Genomic DNA, 15,522 nt, shown 5'->3' on the forward strand with positions numbered 1-15,522 from the left:
AGCATGACCGTTCCGCGCCTGATCCCCGGTCGTCCCACTGAGATCGCAGAACCGGAAAGGGGGTTCGCCTGATGGGTCTCGAAGAGAAGCTGCCCAGCGGGGTCCTGCTGACCACGGTCGAACAGATCGTCGGCTTCGTCCGCAAGACGTCCATGTGGCCCGCGACCTTCGGCCTGGCCTGCTGCGCCATCGAGATGATGGCGGTCGGCGGACCGCGCTACGACATCGCACGCTTCGGCATGGAACGCTTCTCCGCCACGCCGCGCCAGGCCGACCTGATGATCGTGGCGGGGCGTGTGAGCCAGAAGATGGCCCCCGTCCTGCGCACCATCTACGACCAGATGGCGGCGCCCAAGTGGGTGATCGCCATGGGCGTGTGCGCCTCCAGCGGCGGCATGTTCAACAACTACGCCATCGTGCAGGGCGTCGACCACATCGTGCCTGTGGACATCTACCTCCCCGGCTGCCCGCCCCGCCCCGAGATGCTGCTGGACGCCATCCTCAAGCTGCACGACAAGGTCCAGAACACCAAGCTCGGTGTGCACCGCGAACGTGAGATCGAGGAACTGGAGCAGCGACGCCTGCGGGCGCTGCCGCTGATCCAGCAGACGGAGGAAGCCACCCGATGACCTCCAACGAGCAACAAGGTAAGCCTAACCTACCAGAAAAGGACAATCTGCCTGCGGAGCTGGGCCGGCAGCGCCTCAACTCGCCGATCGCGCGCACGGGCATGTTCGGCGCCAAGACCACGGGCGACACCTCCGGCTACGGCAGGCTGCGGGTCTACCGGCCCGCACCCCTCGCCTCCGAGCGCCCCTACAGCAACCCCGACGACCCGCGCACCCTCTACTTCGACGAGGTCGCCGACGCGCTGGAGCGCTCCCTCAAGGAGGTCGGGACGCCCTACGACACCGCGATCAAGCGGGTCGTCGTGGACCGCGGCGAGATCACCTTCCACGTCCGGCGCGAGCACCTGGTGGACGTGGTCTCCCGGCTGCGCGACGACCCGGCACTCCGCTTCGAGCTGTGCCTGGGGGTCAACGGCGTCCACTACCCGGACGACACGGACAACGAGCTGCACGCCGTCTACGAGCTGCGCTCCATCACCCACAACCGCGAGATCCGGCTCGAGGTGACCTGCCCCGACGCCGACCCGCACATCCCCTCCATCGTCAGCGTCTACCCCACCAACGACTGGCACGAGCGGGAGACCTGGGACTTCTTCGGGATCGTCTTCGACGGCCACCCCGCTCTCACCCGCATCCAGATGCCCGACGACTGGCACGGCCACCCCCAGCGCAAGGACTACCCGCTGGGCGGCATCCCGGTCGAGTACCGCGGGGCCAAGGTCCCCCCGCCGGACGAGCGGAGGTCCTACGCATGACCACTCCAACCGAGACCTACGTCGACGCCTCCGGAGGCGACTGGGACGAGGTGGTCGCCGCAGCCCAGAAGGGGCAGCCCGACCGGCTCGTCGTCAACATGGGCCCCCAGCACCCCTCCACGCACGGGGTGCTCCGGCTCATCCTCACCCTCGAGGGCGAGACCGTCACCGAGGCCCGGGTCGGCATCGGCTACCTGCACACCGGCATCGAGAAGAACATGGAGTACCGGACGTGGACCCAGGGCACCACGTTCGTGACCCGCATGGACTACCTCACGCCGCTGTTCAACGAGACCGTCTACTGCCTCGCCGTCGAGAAGCTCCTCGGCATCACCGACCGGATCCCCGAGCGGGCCAACGTCATCCGCGTGATGATGATGGAGCTCAACCGGATCGCCTCGCACTTCGTCGCGATGGCCACGTTCGGCATGGAGCTGGGCGCGACCACGATCATGACGAACGGCTTCCGGGAACGCGAGATGGTCCTGGACATCTTCGAGATGGTCACGGGCCTGCGCATGAACCACGCCTACGTCCGCCCCGGCGGCGTGGCCCAGGACCTCCCCCCGGGCACCGTCGGCAAGGTGCGCGAGCTGCTCGCCGAGATGCCCAAGCGCCTGAAGGACATGCGCAAGCTCCTCGACGCCAACCCCATCTACCTGGCGCGCACCCGCGACGTCGCCTACCTCGACGTCACCGGCTGCCTGGCGCTGGGCGTCACCGGGCCGATCCTGCGCGCCGCCGGACTGCCCTGGGACCTGCGCAAGGCCAAGCCCTACTGCGGCTACGAGAACTACGAGTTCGACGTCCCGGTCTCCGACGGAGCCGACGTCTACGCCCGCTACCGGGTGCGCATGGCCGAGATCGAGGAGAGCCTCAAGATCATCGAACAGTGCCTGGACAAGCTCCAGCCGGGCCCGGTGATGATCGAGGACGCCAAGATCGGCTGGCCCGCCCAGCTCGCACTCGGCCCCGACGGCATGGGCAACGCGCCCTCCCACATCGCCCACATCATGGGCCGGGGCGGCTCCATGGAAGCCCTCATCCACCACTTCAAGCTGGTCACCGAGGGCTTCCGGGTACCGCCCGGCCAGGCGTACGCGATGGTGGAGAGCCCCAAGGGCGAACTCGGCTGCTACGCGGTCAGCGACGGCGGCCCCCGCCCCTACCGGGTGCACTTCAGGGACCCCTCGTTCACCAACCTCCAGGCCGTGGCAGCCATGTGCGAGGGCGGCACCGTCGCCGACGTCATCGCCGCCGTGGCCAGCATCGACCCCGTGATGGGAGGCGTCGACCGATGAGCACGCCCCAGACCCCCGACAGCTCCGGAATCTTCAGCGGAGAGAACCGCGCCCGCCTGGAGATGGACGCCAAGGAGATCATCTCCCGCTACCCCAAGCCGCGGTCGGCGCTGCTGCCGCTGCTGCACCTGGTGCAGTCGGAGGAGGGCTACGTCAGCAACGAGGGCATCGCCTTCTGCGCCGAGCAGCTCGGCCTCACCACCGCCGAGGTCACCGCGGTCGCCACGTTCTACACGATGTACAAGCGCCGCCCCGTCGGCGAGTACCACGTGGGCGTGTGCACCAACCCGCTGTGCGCGGTGATGGGCGGCGACGAGATCTTCGCCGCCCTCAAGGAGCACCTCGGCCTGGAGAACGACGAGACCACCGAGGACGGCAAGATCTCCCTGGAGCACCTGGAGTGCAACGCGGCCTGCGACTTCGCCCCGGTCGTCATGGTCAACTGGGAGTTCTTCGACAACCAGACCCCCGAGTCGGCCAAGAAGCTCGTCGACGACCTGCGCCTCGGCAAGGACGTCAAGCCGACCCGCGGCCCCGACCGCCTGTGCACCTGGAAGCAGGCGTCCCGCGTGCTCGCCGGATTCGACGACGGCCGCGCCGCCGAGGGGCCGCAGGCCGGTGAGGCCTCCCTGGCCGGACTGCGGCTGGCCCGCGAACGCGGCTGGCAGGCGCCCGACCCGGCGGCCACCGCCGCCAAGGCCGACGAGGAGGGGACCAAGTGACCACGCTGACCCCCGTGCTGTCCCGCAACTGGGACCGCGCGGACTCCTTCACCCTGGCCGCCTACCGCGAGAACGGCGGCTACGAGGCGCTGCGCAAGGCCCTGACGATGCAGCCCGACGCCATCGTCGACCTGGTCAAGGCGTCCGGGCTGCGCGGCCGCGGAGGCGCGGGCTTCCCCACCGGGATGAAGTGGGGCTTCCTGCCCAAGGACAACCCCAAGCCGCGCTACCTCGTGGTCAACGCCGACGAGTCCGAGCCCGGCACCTGCAAGGACATGCCGCTGCTGCTGGCCAACCCGCACGCCCTGGTCGAGGGCATCGCGATCGCCTCCTACGCGATCAACAGCCACCAGGCGTTCGTCTACGTGCGCGGCGAGGTGCTGCACGTCATCCGGCGGCTGCGGCACGCCGTCGCCGAGGCCTACGAGGCCGGACTGCTCGGCAAGGACATCCTGGGCAGCGGCTTCGACCTCGACGTGGTCGTGCACGCCGGGGCGGGCGCCTACATCTGCGGCGAGGAGACCGCCCTGCTGGACTCCCTGGAGGGCTACCGGGGCCAGCCCCGCCTCAAGCCGCCGTTCCCCGCCGTGGCCGGCCTGTACGCCTCGCCGACCGTGGTCAACAACGTCGAGTCCATCGCCAGCGTGCCCAGCATCGTCGCCAACGGCGCCGAGTGGTTCAGCTCCATGGGCACCGAGAAGTCCGCCGGATTCGGCTTCTTCTCCCTGTCCGGCCACGTCAAGCGGCCCGGACAGTACGAGGCCCCGCTCGGCGTGACGCTGCGCGAACTGCTCGACATGGCCGGCGGCATCCGCGACGGGCACCGGCTCAAGTTCTGGACGCCCGGCGGCTCCTCCACCCCGATCTTCACCGAGGAGCACATCGACATCCCGCTGGACTTCGAGTCCGTCGGCGCGGCCGGCTCCATGCTGGGCACCCGGGCGTTGCAGATCTTCGACGAGACCACCTCCGTGGTCCGGGTCGTGCGCGGCTGGATCGAGTTCTACGCGCACGAGTCCTGCGGCAAGTGCACGCCGTGCCGCGAGGGCAACTCCTGGATGGTCCAGGTGCTGCGCCGCATCGAGGCCGGAAAGGGCACCCAGGAGGACATCGACACGCTGCTCGACATCTGCGACAACCTGCTCGGGCGCTCCTTCTGCGCGCTCGGGGACGGTGCGACCAGCTCGGTGACCTCGGCGATCAAGTACTTCCGGGAGGAGTTCACCGCGGGCACGCACACCCCCGCCTGGGAGCTGTTCCCGTATCAGCGCACCACTCGCTGGGCGAACGAGTCCGTGGAAGAGGACGCCTGATGACAGTCACGACCAACACCACCGCGGGCGGGTCCCCCGCGGTGCCTCCGGAGGACCTCGTCACCGTCACCATCGACGGCTTCGAGATCCAGGTCCCCAAGGGCACCCTGCTGATCCGCGCGGCCGAGCTGCTCGGCATCCAGATCCCGCGGTTCTGCGACCACCCGCTGCTCGACCCGGTCGGCGCCTGCCGCCAGTGCCTGGTGGAGATCCCCGACATGGGCAACGGGCGCGGCATGCCCAAGCCGCAGGCATCCTGCACCATCACCGTCATGGACGGCATGGTCGTCAAGACCCAGTTGACCTCGCCGGTGGCGGAGAAGGCCCAGCGCGGCATCATGGAGTTCCTGCTGGTCAACCACCCGCTGGACTGCCCGGTCTGCGACAAGGGCGGCGAGTGCCCGCTACAGAACCAGGCGATGTCGCACGGGCAGGGCGAGAGCCGCTTCGTCGACGTCAAGCGGACCTTCCCCAAGCCGGTCCCGCTCTCCACCCAGGTGCTGCTGGACCGGGAGCGCTGCATCCAGTGCGCCCGCTGCACCCGCTTCTCCGCGCAGATCGCCGGCGACCCGTTCATCGAACTGCTGGAGCGCGGCGCCAAGGAGCAGGTGGGCATCGCCGAGGGGCAGCCCTTCCAGTCCTACTTCTCCGGCAACACCGTGCAGATCTGCCCGGTGGGCGCGCTCACCGGCGCCGCCTACCGGTTCCGCTCCCGCCCCTTCGACCTGGTCTCCACGCCCAGCGTCTGCGAGCACTGCGCCTCCGGCTGCGCCCAGCGCACCGACCACCGGCGCGGCAAGGTCACCCGGCGGCTGGCCGGAGACGACCCGCAGGTCAACGAGGAGTGGAACTGCGACAAGGGCCGGTGGGCGTTCACCTACGCCACCCAGCCCGACCGGCTCAAGCACCCGCTGGTGCGCGACGAGGACAGCCGCGCCCTGGAGGTCGCCTCCTGGCCGGAGGCGCTGAGCGTCGCCGCCCGCGGCCTGGCCGCCGCCCGCGGCCGGGTGGGCGTGCTCGTCGGCGGACGGCTCACCCTGGAGGACGCCTACGCCTACGCCAAGTTCGCCCGGGTCGCGCTGCGCACCAACGACATCGACTTCCGCGCCCGACCCCACTCGGAGGAGGAGGCCGAGTTCCTCGCCGCCCGGGTCGCCGGGCACAACATCGAGGTCTCCTACAGCGACCTGGAGAAGGCGCCCACGGTCCTGCTCGCCGGCTTCGAACCCGAGGACGAGTCGCCCATCGTCTTCCTGCGGCTGCGCAAGGCCGTCCGCAAGAACGGCGCCCGGGTGTTCTCGATCGCGCCCTACACCAGCCGGGGCCTGGCCAAGACCAACGGGACCCTGATCCCCACCGTCCCCGGGGACGAGGCGACCGCCCTCACCTCCCTCGGCACGGTCGCCCCCGAGGCGCTGGAGGCGCTGCACACCTCGGGCTCGGTCATCCTGGTCGGCGAACGCCTCGCCGAGGTGCCCGGGGCCCTGTCGGCGGCGGCCCGCCTCGCCGACACCACCGGGGCCCGCCTGGCCTGGGTGCCGCGCCGCGCCGGCGACCGGGGCGCCGTCGAGGTCGGCGCGCTGCCCAACCTGCTGCCGCTCGGCCGGCCGGTCAACGACGCCCGGGCGCGCGCCGAGGTCGCCCGCGCCTGGTCGGTCGCGGAGCTGCCCGCCACCGAGGGCCGCGACACCGCCGGCATCCTCGCCGCGGCGGCGGCCGGACAGCTCGACGCCCTCGTCATCGCCGGCGTCGACCTGGACGACCTGCCCGACCCGGAGGCGGCGCGCGCCGCACTGGCCAAGGTGCCGTTCATCGTCAGCCTGGAACTGCGCGCCAGCAACGTCACCGACCGCGCCGACGTGGTGCTGCCGGTGGCCGCCGTCGCGGAGAAGTCCGGGACGTTCGTCAACTGGGAGGGCCGGGGCCGTCCCTTCGACACCGCCCTGAAGGTGCCCGGCGTGCTGTCGGACCTGCGGGTGCTGTCGGCCATCGCCAACGAGATGGACGTCCACCTGGGCCTGCCCGACCCGGCCGCGGCCCGCCGCGAACTCGCCGAGCTCGGCGTCTGGTCGGGTACCCGGCTGCCCACCCCGGTGGTCCGCCCCGCCCAGGCCCCGACCCCGGAGCCCGGCCAGGCGGTTCTGGCCACCTGGGACCAGTTGCTCGGCCGGGGGCGCATGCAGGACGGCGAACCCCACCTCGCCGGGACCGCCCGTCCCGCCGTCGCCCGGATCTCCGCCGCCACCGCCGCCGAGATCGGCGCCGTCGACGGCCAGCCGCTGCGCATCGCAGGCCCGGCCGGAGAGGTCCGCGTCCCGGTGGCCGTCACCGAGATGCCGGACCGGGTGGTCTGGCTGCCGACCAACGCCGCGGGCTGCGCGGTCCGGCGCGACCTCGGCGCGGGCACGGGGACCGTGGTGACCCTGTCCGTCGAGGACGGCGACCCCGTCGAAGCCGCGACGAGTGCTGGGAGTGAGAAGTGACACCGACGACCGTCAGCGTGGCGGCGCTGAACGCCGAACCCGGGCTGGACGCCTTCGGCAACGATCCCTGGTGGATCATCCTCATCAAGGCCCTGGCCGTGTTCGTTTTCCTCATGCTGTGCGTGCTGATGATGATCATGGCCGACCGCAAGGTCATGGGCCGCATGCAGCAGCGCCACGGCCCCAACCGGTTCGGCCCCTGGGGTCTGCTGCAATCCCTGGCCGACGGCGTGAAGCTGTCGCTCAAGGAGGACCTCATCCCGCGCACCGTGGACAAGGCCGTCTACATCGCGGCCCCCATGGTCGCCGCGATCCCGGCCTTCTTCGCCTTCTCGGTGATCCCGGTCGGACCCGAGGTCACCATGTTCGGGGTGCAGACCCGGCTGCAACTGACCGACCTCCCGGTGGCGGTCCTGCTGGTGCTGGCCACCGCCTCCATCGGCGTCTACGGCATCGTGCTCGCCGGGTGGTCCTCGCGCTCGCCGTACCCGCTGCTGGGCGGCCTGCGCGCCTCCGCCCAGGTCATCAGCTACGAGATCGCGATGGGGCTGTCCTTCGTCGCGGTGTTCATCTACGCCGGGACGCTCAGCACCTCGGGGATCGTCGAGGCCCAGAAGAGCATCTGGTTCGCGGTCATCCTGTTCCCGTCCTTCGTGATCTACCTGATCACGATGATCGGCGAGACCAACCGGCTCCCCTTCGACCTCGCCGAGGGCGAGGGCGAGCTCGTCGGCGGGTTCATGACCGAGTACTCCTCGATGAAGTTCACCATGTTCTTCCTCGCCGAGTACGTCAACATGGTCACCGTCGCGGCGATGAGCGTCACGCTGTTCCTCGGCGGCTACCTCGCCCCGCCGCCGATCACCACCTTCTGGCCCGGCGCCAACGAGGGCTGGTGGCCCGCCCTGTGGTGGCTGGTCAAGTTCGTCTGCGTGATGTTCCTGTTCATCTGGGCGCGCGGCTCCCTTCCCCGGGTCCGCTACGACCAGCTCATGCAGCTCGGCTGGAAGATCCTCATCCCGATCCAGCTCGTCTGGATCACCGCGGTCGCCGTCATCCGGGTGCTCACCAACGAGAACTACCCCGGATACGTCATCGCGGCCGTCGTCGCCGTGTTCGGGCTGCTGGTCTTCGCCGCCCTGTGGGCCTGGAGCCGCGCCGCGGCCAGGGCCAGGGCACAGGAGGCGGCCGAACGCGAGGCCGAGCTGCGGGCCCGCCGCGAGGACCCGATGTTCGGCGGCTTCCCCGTCCCGCCCATGAGCGCCCCGCACTACGGCAGCAGCGTGGCCGCGGAGGCACCCCGTTTCCAGCCGACCTCGGCCCCCAAGCGTAAGGAGGTTTCCGGTGCTTGAGTGGCTCAATCCTGTCAAGGGGTTCGGCGTCACCTTCCACACCATGTTCAAGAAGGTGCCGACCATCGAGTACCCCGAGGTCAAGGCGCCCACCATGCCCCGCTTCCACGGTCGTCACCAGCTCAACCGCTGGCCCGACGGGCTGGAGAAGTGCATCGGCTGCGAGCTGTGCGCCTGGGCCTGTCCCGCCGACGCCATCTACGTCGAAGGCGGTGACAACACCGAGGAGGAGCGCTACTCCCCGGGCGAGCGCTACGGCCGCGTCTACCAGATCAACTACCTGCGCTGCATCCTGTGCGGGCTGTGCATCGAGGCGTGTCCCACCCGGGCGCTCACCATGACCAACGAGTACGAGTTCGCCGACGACAGCCGCGAGAGCCTCATCTACACCAAGGAGCAGTTGCTCGCTCCGCTGAAGGAAGGGATGGAGGCGCCGCCGCACCCCATGCGGCTCGGCGAGAGCGAAGAAGACTACTACCGGCTCGGACGCGACGACACCGCGGCGGCCCGTGCCGACGAGCAGAACAGCGAGGCTGTTCAGTGAACACCGTCCCGCTCCAGACAACGGCCGTCTCCGCCGCCGTCGGCGGAGGCGAGGCCGCGACCTTCTACGTCCTGGGCACCCTCGTGGTGCTCGCCGCCCTCGGTGTGGTCTTCAGCCGCAAGGCCGTCTACTCGGCGCTCATGATGGCCGTGGTGATGATCGGCCTCGCGGTCTTCTACGGGATCAACCAGGCGCCGTTCCTGATGGTCGTGCAGATCGTCGTCTACACCGGCGCCGTGCTGATGCTCTTCCTCTTCGTCCTCATGCTGGTGGGCGTCAGCTCCTCCGACTCCCTGGTGGAGACCATACGAGGCCACCGCCTGCTGACCGCCGTCATCGCGCTGTGCTTCCTGGTGCCGCTGGTCAGCGGCCTGGCAGCGATCACGGCCGGGGAGCCGGTCGGCCTGAGCGCCGGAGTGGCCGCCGCGGGCGGCAGCATCCCGTGGATCGCCGGCGAGATCATCTACCGCTACGTCATCGCCTTCGAGGCGACCGGGGCGCTGCTCATCACCGCGGTCCTCGGCGCCCTGGTGCTGGCCCACTCCGCCCGCACCAAGAAGAAGCGCACCCAGCGGCAGATGTCGCAGGACCGCATCCGCGGCGACCACCCGACCCCGCTGCCCGGCCCGGGCACCTACGCCCGGCACAACGCCATCGACATGCCGGCCCTGCTGCCCGACGGCTCGGTCTCCCAACTCTCGATCAACCCCGTGCTCGCCGCGCGCAACCCCGAGTTGCAGCACGGTGTCCCCGAGGACCTGAGCTACTCGATCGGCGCGGCCCCGGACGAGAAGCCGGACACGGCGGCCTCCGACAACGACGGACAACGGGAGGACGAGGGCTCGTGGACCCGATGAACTACATCGTGCTCGCGGCGATCGTGTTCACCATCGGCGCCGTGGGCGTCCTGGTGCGGCGCAACGCGATCATCGTGTTCATGTGCGTCGAGCTGATGCTCAACGCCTGCAACCTCGCCTTCGTCGCCTTCTCCCGGATGCACGGCGGCATCGAAGGCCAGGTCATCGCCTTCTTCGTGATGGTGGTCGCGGCCGCCGAGGTCGTGGTCGGCCTGGCCATCATCATGCAGATCTTCCGAACTCGCAGGTCCGCGTCGATCGACGACGCCAACCTGCTCAAGAACTAGGGCGGGGGCACGACGACGATGACGTCCATGCTGGCCGCCGACGTGCACGCGGTCACCACCGCGGCCGACGGCGGCGTACTCTCCTACGCCTGGCTCATGATCGCCCTGCCCCTGCTGGGCGCGGCCGTCCTGCTGCTGGGCGGCAGGCGCACCAACGCCTGGGGCCACTGGCTCGCCATCGCGGCAGCACTGGCCAGCTTCGTCTGGGCGGTGCTGAGCCTGGTGCAGCTCCTGGGGCGCACCCCCGAGGAGCGCAGCGTCTCGGTCCACGTCTACCAGTGGATCAAGGTCGGCGGCTTCGACATCGACCTGAGCCTGCTCGTCGACCCGCTGTCGATCACCTTCGCGCTGCTCATCACCGGTGTGGGTTCGCTGATCCACATCTACTCGGTGGGCTACATGGCGCACGACGAGAACCGGCGGCGCTTCTTCGCCTACCTCAACCTGTTCGTCGCGGCCATGCTGGTGCTGGTCCTCGCCGACAACTACGCCGTGCTGTTCCTCGGCTGGGAGGGCGTGGGCCTGGCCTCCTACCTGCTGATCGGCTTCTGGCAGCACAAGCCGTCGGCGGCGGTCGCGGCCAAGAAGGCGTTCCTGATCAACCGGGTCGGCGACATCGGCCTGCTGGTCTCGATCATGCTGCTGTTCACCACGTTCGGCACGGTCGCCTTCAGCCCGGTGTTCGGCGCGGTCGACGGCGCGGGCCAGGGGGTCATGACCGCCGTGGGCCTGCTGTTGCTGCTGGGCGCCTGCGGCAAGTCCGCCCAGCTCCCGCTACAGGCGTGGCTCCTCGACGCGATGGAGGGCCCCACCCCGGTGTCGGCCCTCATCCACGCGGCCACCATGGTCACCGCGGGCGTCTACCTGATCGTGCGGTCCGGCCCGATCTTCGAGGCCGCCCCCACCGCGCAGTTGGTGGTCACCATCGTCGGTGCGGCCACCCTGCTCGCCGGTGCGATCATCGGTTGCGCCAAGGACGACATCAAGAAGGCGCTGGCGGGCTCCACCATGAGCCAGATCGGCTACATGACGCTGGCCGCCGGGCTGGGGCCGATCGGCTACGCCGCCGCCATCGCCCACCTGGTCACGCACGGCTTCTTCAAGGCCGGGCTGTTCCTGGGCGCCGGATCGGTCATGCACGCCATGAACGACGAGGTGGACATGCGCCGCTACGGCGGACTGCGCACGGTCATGCCGGTCACCTTCGCCACCTTCGGAGCGGGCTACCTCGCCATCATCGGGGTGCCGTTCCTGTCCGGCTGGTGGACCAAGGAGGGCATCATCCAGGCGGCCTTCGACTCCGGCGGCCTCACCGGCCAGATCCTGGGCTGGGTGACCGTCCTGGGCGCCGGGCTCACCGCCTTCTACATGTCCCGGATCATGTTCCTCACCTTCTTCGGCGAGAAGCGCTGGGCCGAGGACGCCCACCCGCACGAGTCCCCGACCACCATGACGGTCCCGATGATCGTCCTCGCGGTCGGATCGGTGGCGCTGGGCGCGGTCCTGGTGGTCAACTACACCCTCGCCCACTTCCTCGCCCCCGTCGTGGGCGCCCCGCACCACGAGTTCGACCTGGTCCACATGCTGACCAGCCCGTACTCGCTGGCCGCGCTGGCGCTCATGGTCGTCGGGGTGGGGTACGCGTGGCTGCGCTACGCCCGCAGCGAGGTGCCGGTCACCGCGCCCAAGGGCAACTTCATCACCGTCGCCGCCCGGGAGGAGCTGTACGGCAACGCCATCAACGAGGGCCTGTTCATGCGGCCCGGCCAGCAGCTCACCAGGGCCGCCGTCGCCTTCGACGACCACGCCGTGGACGGTGTCGTCAACGGGGTCGCGCGCTCGGTCCGCGCCGCTTCGGAGAACCTGCGCCTCATGCAGACCGGGTTCGCCCGCAGCTACGCGCTGACCATGCTCTTCGGCGCGGCCGTCGTCCTGGCCACCACGTTGGGAGTGAACCTTGCGTAGTACCGCCACCTCCCAGCGCCGCACACCGGACCAGCAGGTGAGGATCTGAACCAATGACCATCCCCTGGCTGACACTCGCGATCGCGCTGCCCGCACTGGGCTCGCTGATCGTGGCACTCATCCCACGCGAGCGGGTGGAACTCGCCAAGCGGGTCACCCTGGCCTGCACCCTGGTCGTGCTCGCCGTCGTCGGCGCGATGGCGCTGAACTTCGACCCGGGCGGCCCCCGCATGCAGTTCACCGAGGTCCACCCGTGGATCGCGCGCTTCGGCGTGCACTACGCGGTGGGCGTCGACGGCATCGCCCTGACCCTGATCGCTCTCTCCGTGCTCCTGGTGCCGCTGGTCGTGCTGGCGGCCTGGAAGGAGCACGAGGAGGCCGCCGACGGCGGCAAGGGCTACTTCGCCCTCATCCTGCTGCTCGAGGCGATGATGATCGGGGTCTTCGCGGCCACCGACGTCTTCCTCTTCTACGTCCTGTTCGAGGCCATGCTGATCCCGGTCTACTTCATGATCGGGCGGTACGGCCGGGGCGAGGACCGCCGCCGCGCCGCGGTGAAGTTCCTGCTCTACAGCCTCCTGGGCGGCCTGCTCATGCTGGTCTCGGTGATCGGCGTGTACGCCTACAGCGCCCAGGCGGGCAACGGCACGTTCCTCTGGAGCGACCTGGTCGGCCCCGAGGGCCTGCTCGCCGGGGTGGACACCACCGCGGCCCGCTGGCTGTTCCTCGGATTCTTCGTGGCCTTCGCCATCAAGGCCCCGATGTGGCCGGTGCACACCTGGCTGCCCACCGCCGCGGGCAGCTCCCGGCCCGGCACCGCCGTGCTGCTGGTGGGCGTGCTCGACAAGGTCGGCACCTACGGCATGCTGCGGTACTGCCTGGAGCTGTTCCCCGGGGCGGCCAAGTGGTTCGTCTGGCCGGTGGTGGCGCTCAGCCTGGTCAGCATCATCTACGGCGCGATCGTGGCGATCGGCCAGAGCGACATGCTCCGGCTCGTCGCCTACACCTCGGTGTCCCACTTCGGCTTCATCACGCTGGGCATCTTCGCGATGACCTCGCAGGGCCAGTCGGGCGCCGCGCTGTACATGGTCAACCACGGCTTCTCCACCGGCGCGCTCTTCCTCATCGTGGGCTTCCTCATCGCCCGCAACAACGGGTCCGCGCAGATCGCCGACTACGGCGGCTTGCAGAAGACGGCCCCGGTGCTCGCCGGCACCTTCCTGGTGGCCGGACTGTCCAGCCTGGCGCTGCCGGGGCTCTCCCCGTTCGTCAGCGAGTTCCTGGTGTTCGTCGGCACCTTCACGGTCCTGCCGGTGGCCGCGGTCATCGCCACCGTCGGCGTGGTCCTGGCCGCCCTGTACATCCTGTGGCTGTACCAGCGCACCATGACCGGACCGGTCCGGGAGAAGCTGGCCGGGGTCTCGGACCTCTCCGGCCGCGAGCTGTGGGCGGTGGCCCCGCTCGTCGCCGTGATCATCCTCTTCGGGGTGTTCCCCCAGCCGCTGCTGGACGTGATCAACCCCGCGGTGGAGCAGACCATGCAGCAGATCGACGTCAGCGACCCCGCTCCGGCGGTGGGGGTTGACCAGGCCAGCGGCCAGGAAGGAGCAGACGGATGATCCCGCTGAGCCTGTCGGAGGCCCAGACCCCGACAGTCACCACCCAGGCGCCCGACCTCGACTACGGGCTGCTGTCGCCGCTGCTGGTGGTCTTCGCGGTCGGCGTCCTCGGGGTGCTCGTCGAGGCGTTCGTGTCCCCGCAGCGCCGCCGCATCACCCAGTTGGTGCTGGCGCTGCTCGGCATCGGCGCGGCCTTCGTGCTGACCGTGGTGCAGGTGGGCGCGCTGCCCGCGGAGGGCGCGGGCCTCACGGTGGCCTTCGCGACCCTGGTCGTGGACCGCCCCGCCCTGTTCTTCCAGGGCGTCATCCTGGTGCTGGCGCTGGTCAGCCTCCTGCTGATCGCCGAGGACCGGGACGGCGAGGGCGCCTTCACCGCGCAGGCCGCCGCGGTCCCCGGCAGCGAGGAGGAGCGCGCGCACATCCTCGCCGGGACCCGGCACACCGAGGTCTACCCGCTGGTGATGTTCGCGGTGCTGGGCATGCAACTGTTCACCGCGGCCAACGACTTCCTCACCATGTTCATCGCCCTCGAGGTGATGAGCCTGCCGCTGTACCTGCTGTGCGGCCTGGCCCGGCGCCGCCGCCTGTTCTCCCAGGAGGCCGCGCTCAAGTACTTCATCCTGGGCGCCTTCTCCTCGGCGTTCTTCCTGTTCGGGATCGCCATGGTGTACGGCTACGCGGGCTCGGTGAACTTCGCCGACATCAACCGCGCGGGCAGCGAGGGCGGCCTGATCGAGGGCGGCGGCCCGCTGCTGCTCGCCGGCATCGCCCTGGTCGGCGTGGGCCTGCTGTTCAAGGTGGGCACGGTGCCCTTCCACAACTGGAAGCCCGACGTCTACCAGGGCGCGCCCACCCCGGTCACCGCGCTCATGGCCTCCGGCACCCTGGTCGCCGCGTTCGGCGCGCTGCTGCGGGTGTTCTACGTCGCCTTCGGCGCGTCGGTGGAGCAGTGGCGGCCGATGCTGTGGGTCGTGGCGATCCTGACCATGGTGGTCGCCGCGGTGATCGCGGTGACCCAGCGCGACATCAAGCGGCTGCTGGCCTACTCCTCGGTGGTCCACGCGGGCTTCATCCTCACCGCGGTCGTGGCGGCCAGCGCCGACGGCCTGGCCGGGGCCATGTTCTACCTGGCCGCCTACGGCTTCACCACCGTCGGCGCGTTCGCGGTCGTCACCCTGGTGCGCAACCCCGAGGGCGGCGCCGAGGCGGGCGACCTGACGCAGTGGGCGGGGCTGGGACGCACCTCCCCGCTCCTGGCCGCTTCGCTGGGCCTGTTCCTGCTCGCCTTCGCCGGAATCCCGCTGACCAGCGGCTTCATCGGCAAGTTCGCCGTGTTCGAGGCGGCGGTGGCGGCCGGGGCGACCCCGCTGGTGGTCGTCGGCGTGCTCAGCAGCGCGGTGACCGCGTTCTTCTACGTGCGCATCATCGTGCTGATGTTCTTCGCCGAGCCCGCCGAGAACGCGCCCCGGGTGCTCCGCCCGGGCGCCCTCACCGGCACCGTCGTCGGCGTGGGCGTTGCGGCTACCCTGCTCCTGGGCGTCTTCCCCGGCCCGGTGCTGGACAACCTGGTCCCGCAGCCGGAGGAGACGACCGCTGCGGAGGGCACCGTTCCTGAAGCCCTCTTCATGCGGTGACCAGGAGGAAACCGACACCCGCTTTGGTCGTTGACTCTGTGTCGGATAACTTCTGAATCAG

13 protein-coding genes are annotated in these 15,522 nt (G+C 70.0%); all 13 read left to right on the forward strand.

Features of this window, described 5'->3' with window-relative positions:
- The first annotated feature begins 71 nt into the window (after positions 1 to 71).
- The 13 genes from AC529_RS12025 to nuoN are packed head-to-tail and all read left to right on the forward strand — an operon-like array spanning position 72 to position 15,461.
- The gene (locus AC529_RS12025; protein ID WP_068756625.1) at positions 72 to 629 is read left to right on the forward strand and encodes a NuoB/complex I 20 kDa subunit family protein; all 558 of its coding nucleotides are present in this window, start codon (positions 72 to 74) and stop codon (positions 627 to 629) included.
- Positions 626 to 1,384 (forward strand): NADH-quinone oxidoreductase subunit C, encoded by a 759-nt coding sequence (locus tag AC529_RS12030; protein ID WP_068756627.1) that lies wholly within the window; start codon positions 626 to 628, stop codon positions 1,382 to 1,384. The genes AC529_RS12025 and AC529_RS12030 overlap by 4 nt, the downstream gene beginning before the upstream one ends.
- A complete protein-coding gene (locus AC529_RS12035) occupies positions 1,381 to 2,685 on the forward strand; it encodes an NADH-quinone oxidoreductase subunit D (RefSeq protein WP_068756629.1) in 1,305 nt (434 codons plus the stop codon). The genes AC529_RS12030 and AC529_RS12035 overlap by 4 nt, the downstream gene beginning before the upstream one ends.
- Entirely contained in the window at positions 2,682 to 3,407 is a 726-nt protein-coding gene (gene nuoE, locus AC529_RS12040) for an NADH-quinone oxidoreductase subunit NuoE (RefSeq protein WP_068756631.1), read from the forward strand. The genes AC529_RS12035 and nuoE overlap by 4 nt, the downstream gene beginning before the upstream one ends.
- Positions 3,404 to 4,720 (forward strand): NADH-quinone oxidoreductase subunit NuoF, encoded by a 1,317-nt coding sequence (gene nuoF / locus AC529_RS12045; protein ID WP_068756633.1) that lies wholly within the window; start codon positions 3,404 to 3,406, stop codon positions 4,718 to 4,720. Before nuoE ends, nuoF begins: the two co-directional genes overlap by 4 nt.
- Entirely contained in the window at positions 4,720 to 7,203 is a 2,484-nt protein-coding gene (locus AC529_RS12050; protein ID WP_068756635.1) for an NADH-quinone oxidoreductase subunit G, read from the forward strand. The genes nuoF and AC529_RS12050 overlap by 1 nt, the downstream gene beginning before the upstream one ends.
- On the forward strand, positions 7,200 to 8,555 hold the full coding sequence (nuoH, locus tag AC529_RS12055) for an NADH-quinone oxidoreductase subunit NuoH (RefSeq protein ID WP_068756637.1): 1,356 nt from the start codon (positions 7,200 to 7,202) through the stop codon (positions 8,553 to 8,555). The genes AC529_RS12050 and nuoH overlap by 4 nt, the downstream gene beginning before the upstream one ends.
- Complete coding sequence (gene nuoI / locus AC529_RS12060) at positions 8,548 to 9,099, forward strand: NADH-quinone oxidoreductase subunit NuoI (RefSeq protein ID WP_068756639.1); 552 nt, start codon at positions 8,548 to 8,550, stop codon at positions 9,097 to 9,099. Before nuoH ends, nuoI begins: the two co-directional genes overlap by 8 nt.
- Complete coding sequence (locus AC529_RS12065; RefSeq protein WP_068756642.1) at positions 9,096 to 9,956, forward strand: NADH-quinone oxidoreductase subunit J; 861 nt, start codon at positions 9,096 to 9,098, stop codon at positions 9,954 to 9,956. The genes nuoI and AC529_RS12065 overlap by 4 nt, the downstream gene beginning before the upstream one ends.
- On the forward strand, positions 9,944 to 10,243 hold the full coding sequence (nuoK, locus tag AC529_RS12070; RefSeq protein ID WP_068756644.1) for an NADH-quinone oxidoreductase subunit NuoK: 300 nt from the start codon (positions 9,944 to 9,946) through the stop codon (positions 10,241 to 10,243). Before AC529_RS12065 ends, nuoK begins: the two co-directional genes overlap by 13 nt.
- An 18-nt stretch (positions 10,244 to 10,261) precedes the next feature.
- Positions 10,262 to 12,208 carry an NADH-quinone oxidoreductase subunit L gene (gene nuoL, locus AC529_RS12075; protein WP_068756646.1) on the forward strand — a complete coding sequence of 649 codons (1,947 nt, stop codon included), beginning with the start codon at positions 10,262 to 10,264 and terminating at the stop codon, positions 12,206 to 12,208.
- 53 nt (positions 12,209 to 12,261) lie between these two features.
- On the forward strand, positions 12,262 to 13,827 hold the full coding sequence (locus tag AC529_RS12080; RefSeq protein ID WP_068756648.1) for an NADH-quinone oxidoreductase subunit M: 1,566 nt from the start codon (positions 12,262 to 12,264) through the stop codon (positions 13,825 to 13,827).
- Positions 13,824 to 15,461, forward strand: coding sequence for an NADH-quinone oxidoreductase subunit NuoN (gene nuoN / locus AC529_RS12085; protein WP_068756650.1), 1,638 nt, complete (start codon positions 13,824 to 13,826; stop codon positions 15,459 to 15,461). Before AC529_RS12080 ends, nuoN begins: the two co-directional genes overlap by 4 nt.
- Positions 15,462 to 15,522: the final 61 nt, after the last annotated feature.

Origin of the sequence: Thermobifida cellulosilytica TB100, from assembly GCF_001517975.1 — a bacterium.
GTDB classification, from domain to species: domain Bacteria; phylum Actinomycetota; class Actinomycetes; order Streptosporangiales; family Streptosporangiaceae; genus Thermobifida; species Thermobifida cellulosilytica.

Excerpts from the sequence above, each read along its gene's own strand:
- AC529_RS12025 (WP_068756625.1), top strand. The coding sequence starts at position 72 with ATGGGTCTCGAAGAGAAGCTGCCCAGCGGGGTCCTGCTGACCACGGTC.
- AC529_RS12030 (WP_068756627.1), top strand. The coding sequence starts at position 626 with ATGACCTCCAACGAGCAACAAGGTAAGCCTAACCTACCAGAAAAGGAC.
- AC529_RS12035 (WP_068756629.1), top strand. The coding sequence starts at position 1,381 with ATGACCACTCCAACCGAGACCTACGTCGACGCCTCCGGAGGCGACTGG.
- nuoE (WP_068756631.1), top strand. The coding sequence starts at position 2,682 with ATGAGCACGCCCCAGACCCCCGACAGCTCCGGAATCTTCAGCGGAGAG.
- AC529_RS12050 (WP_068756635.1), top strand. The coding sequence starts at position 4,720 with ATGACAGTCACGACCAACACCACCGCGGGCGGGTCCCCCGCGGTGCCT.
- nuoL (WP_068756646.1), top strand. The coding sequence starts at position 10,262 with ATGACGTCCATGCTGGCCGCCGACGTGCACGCGGTCACCACCGCGGCC.
- AC529_RS12080 (WP_068756648.1), top strand. The coding sequence starts at position 12,262 with ATGACCATCCCCTGGCTGACACTCGCGATCGCGCTGCCCGCACTGGGC.
- nuoN (WP_068756650.1), top strand. The coding sequence starts at position 13,824 with ATGATCCCGCTGAGCCTGTCGGAGGCCCAGACCCCGACAGTCACCACC.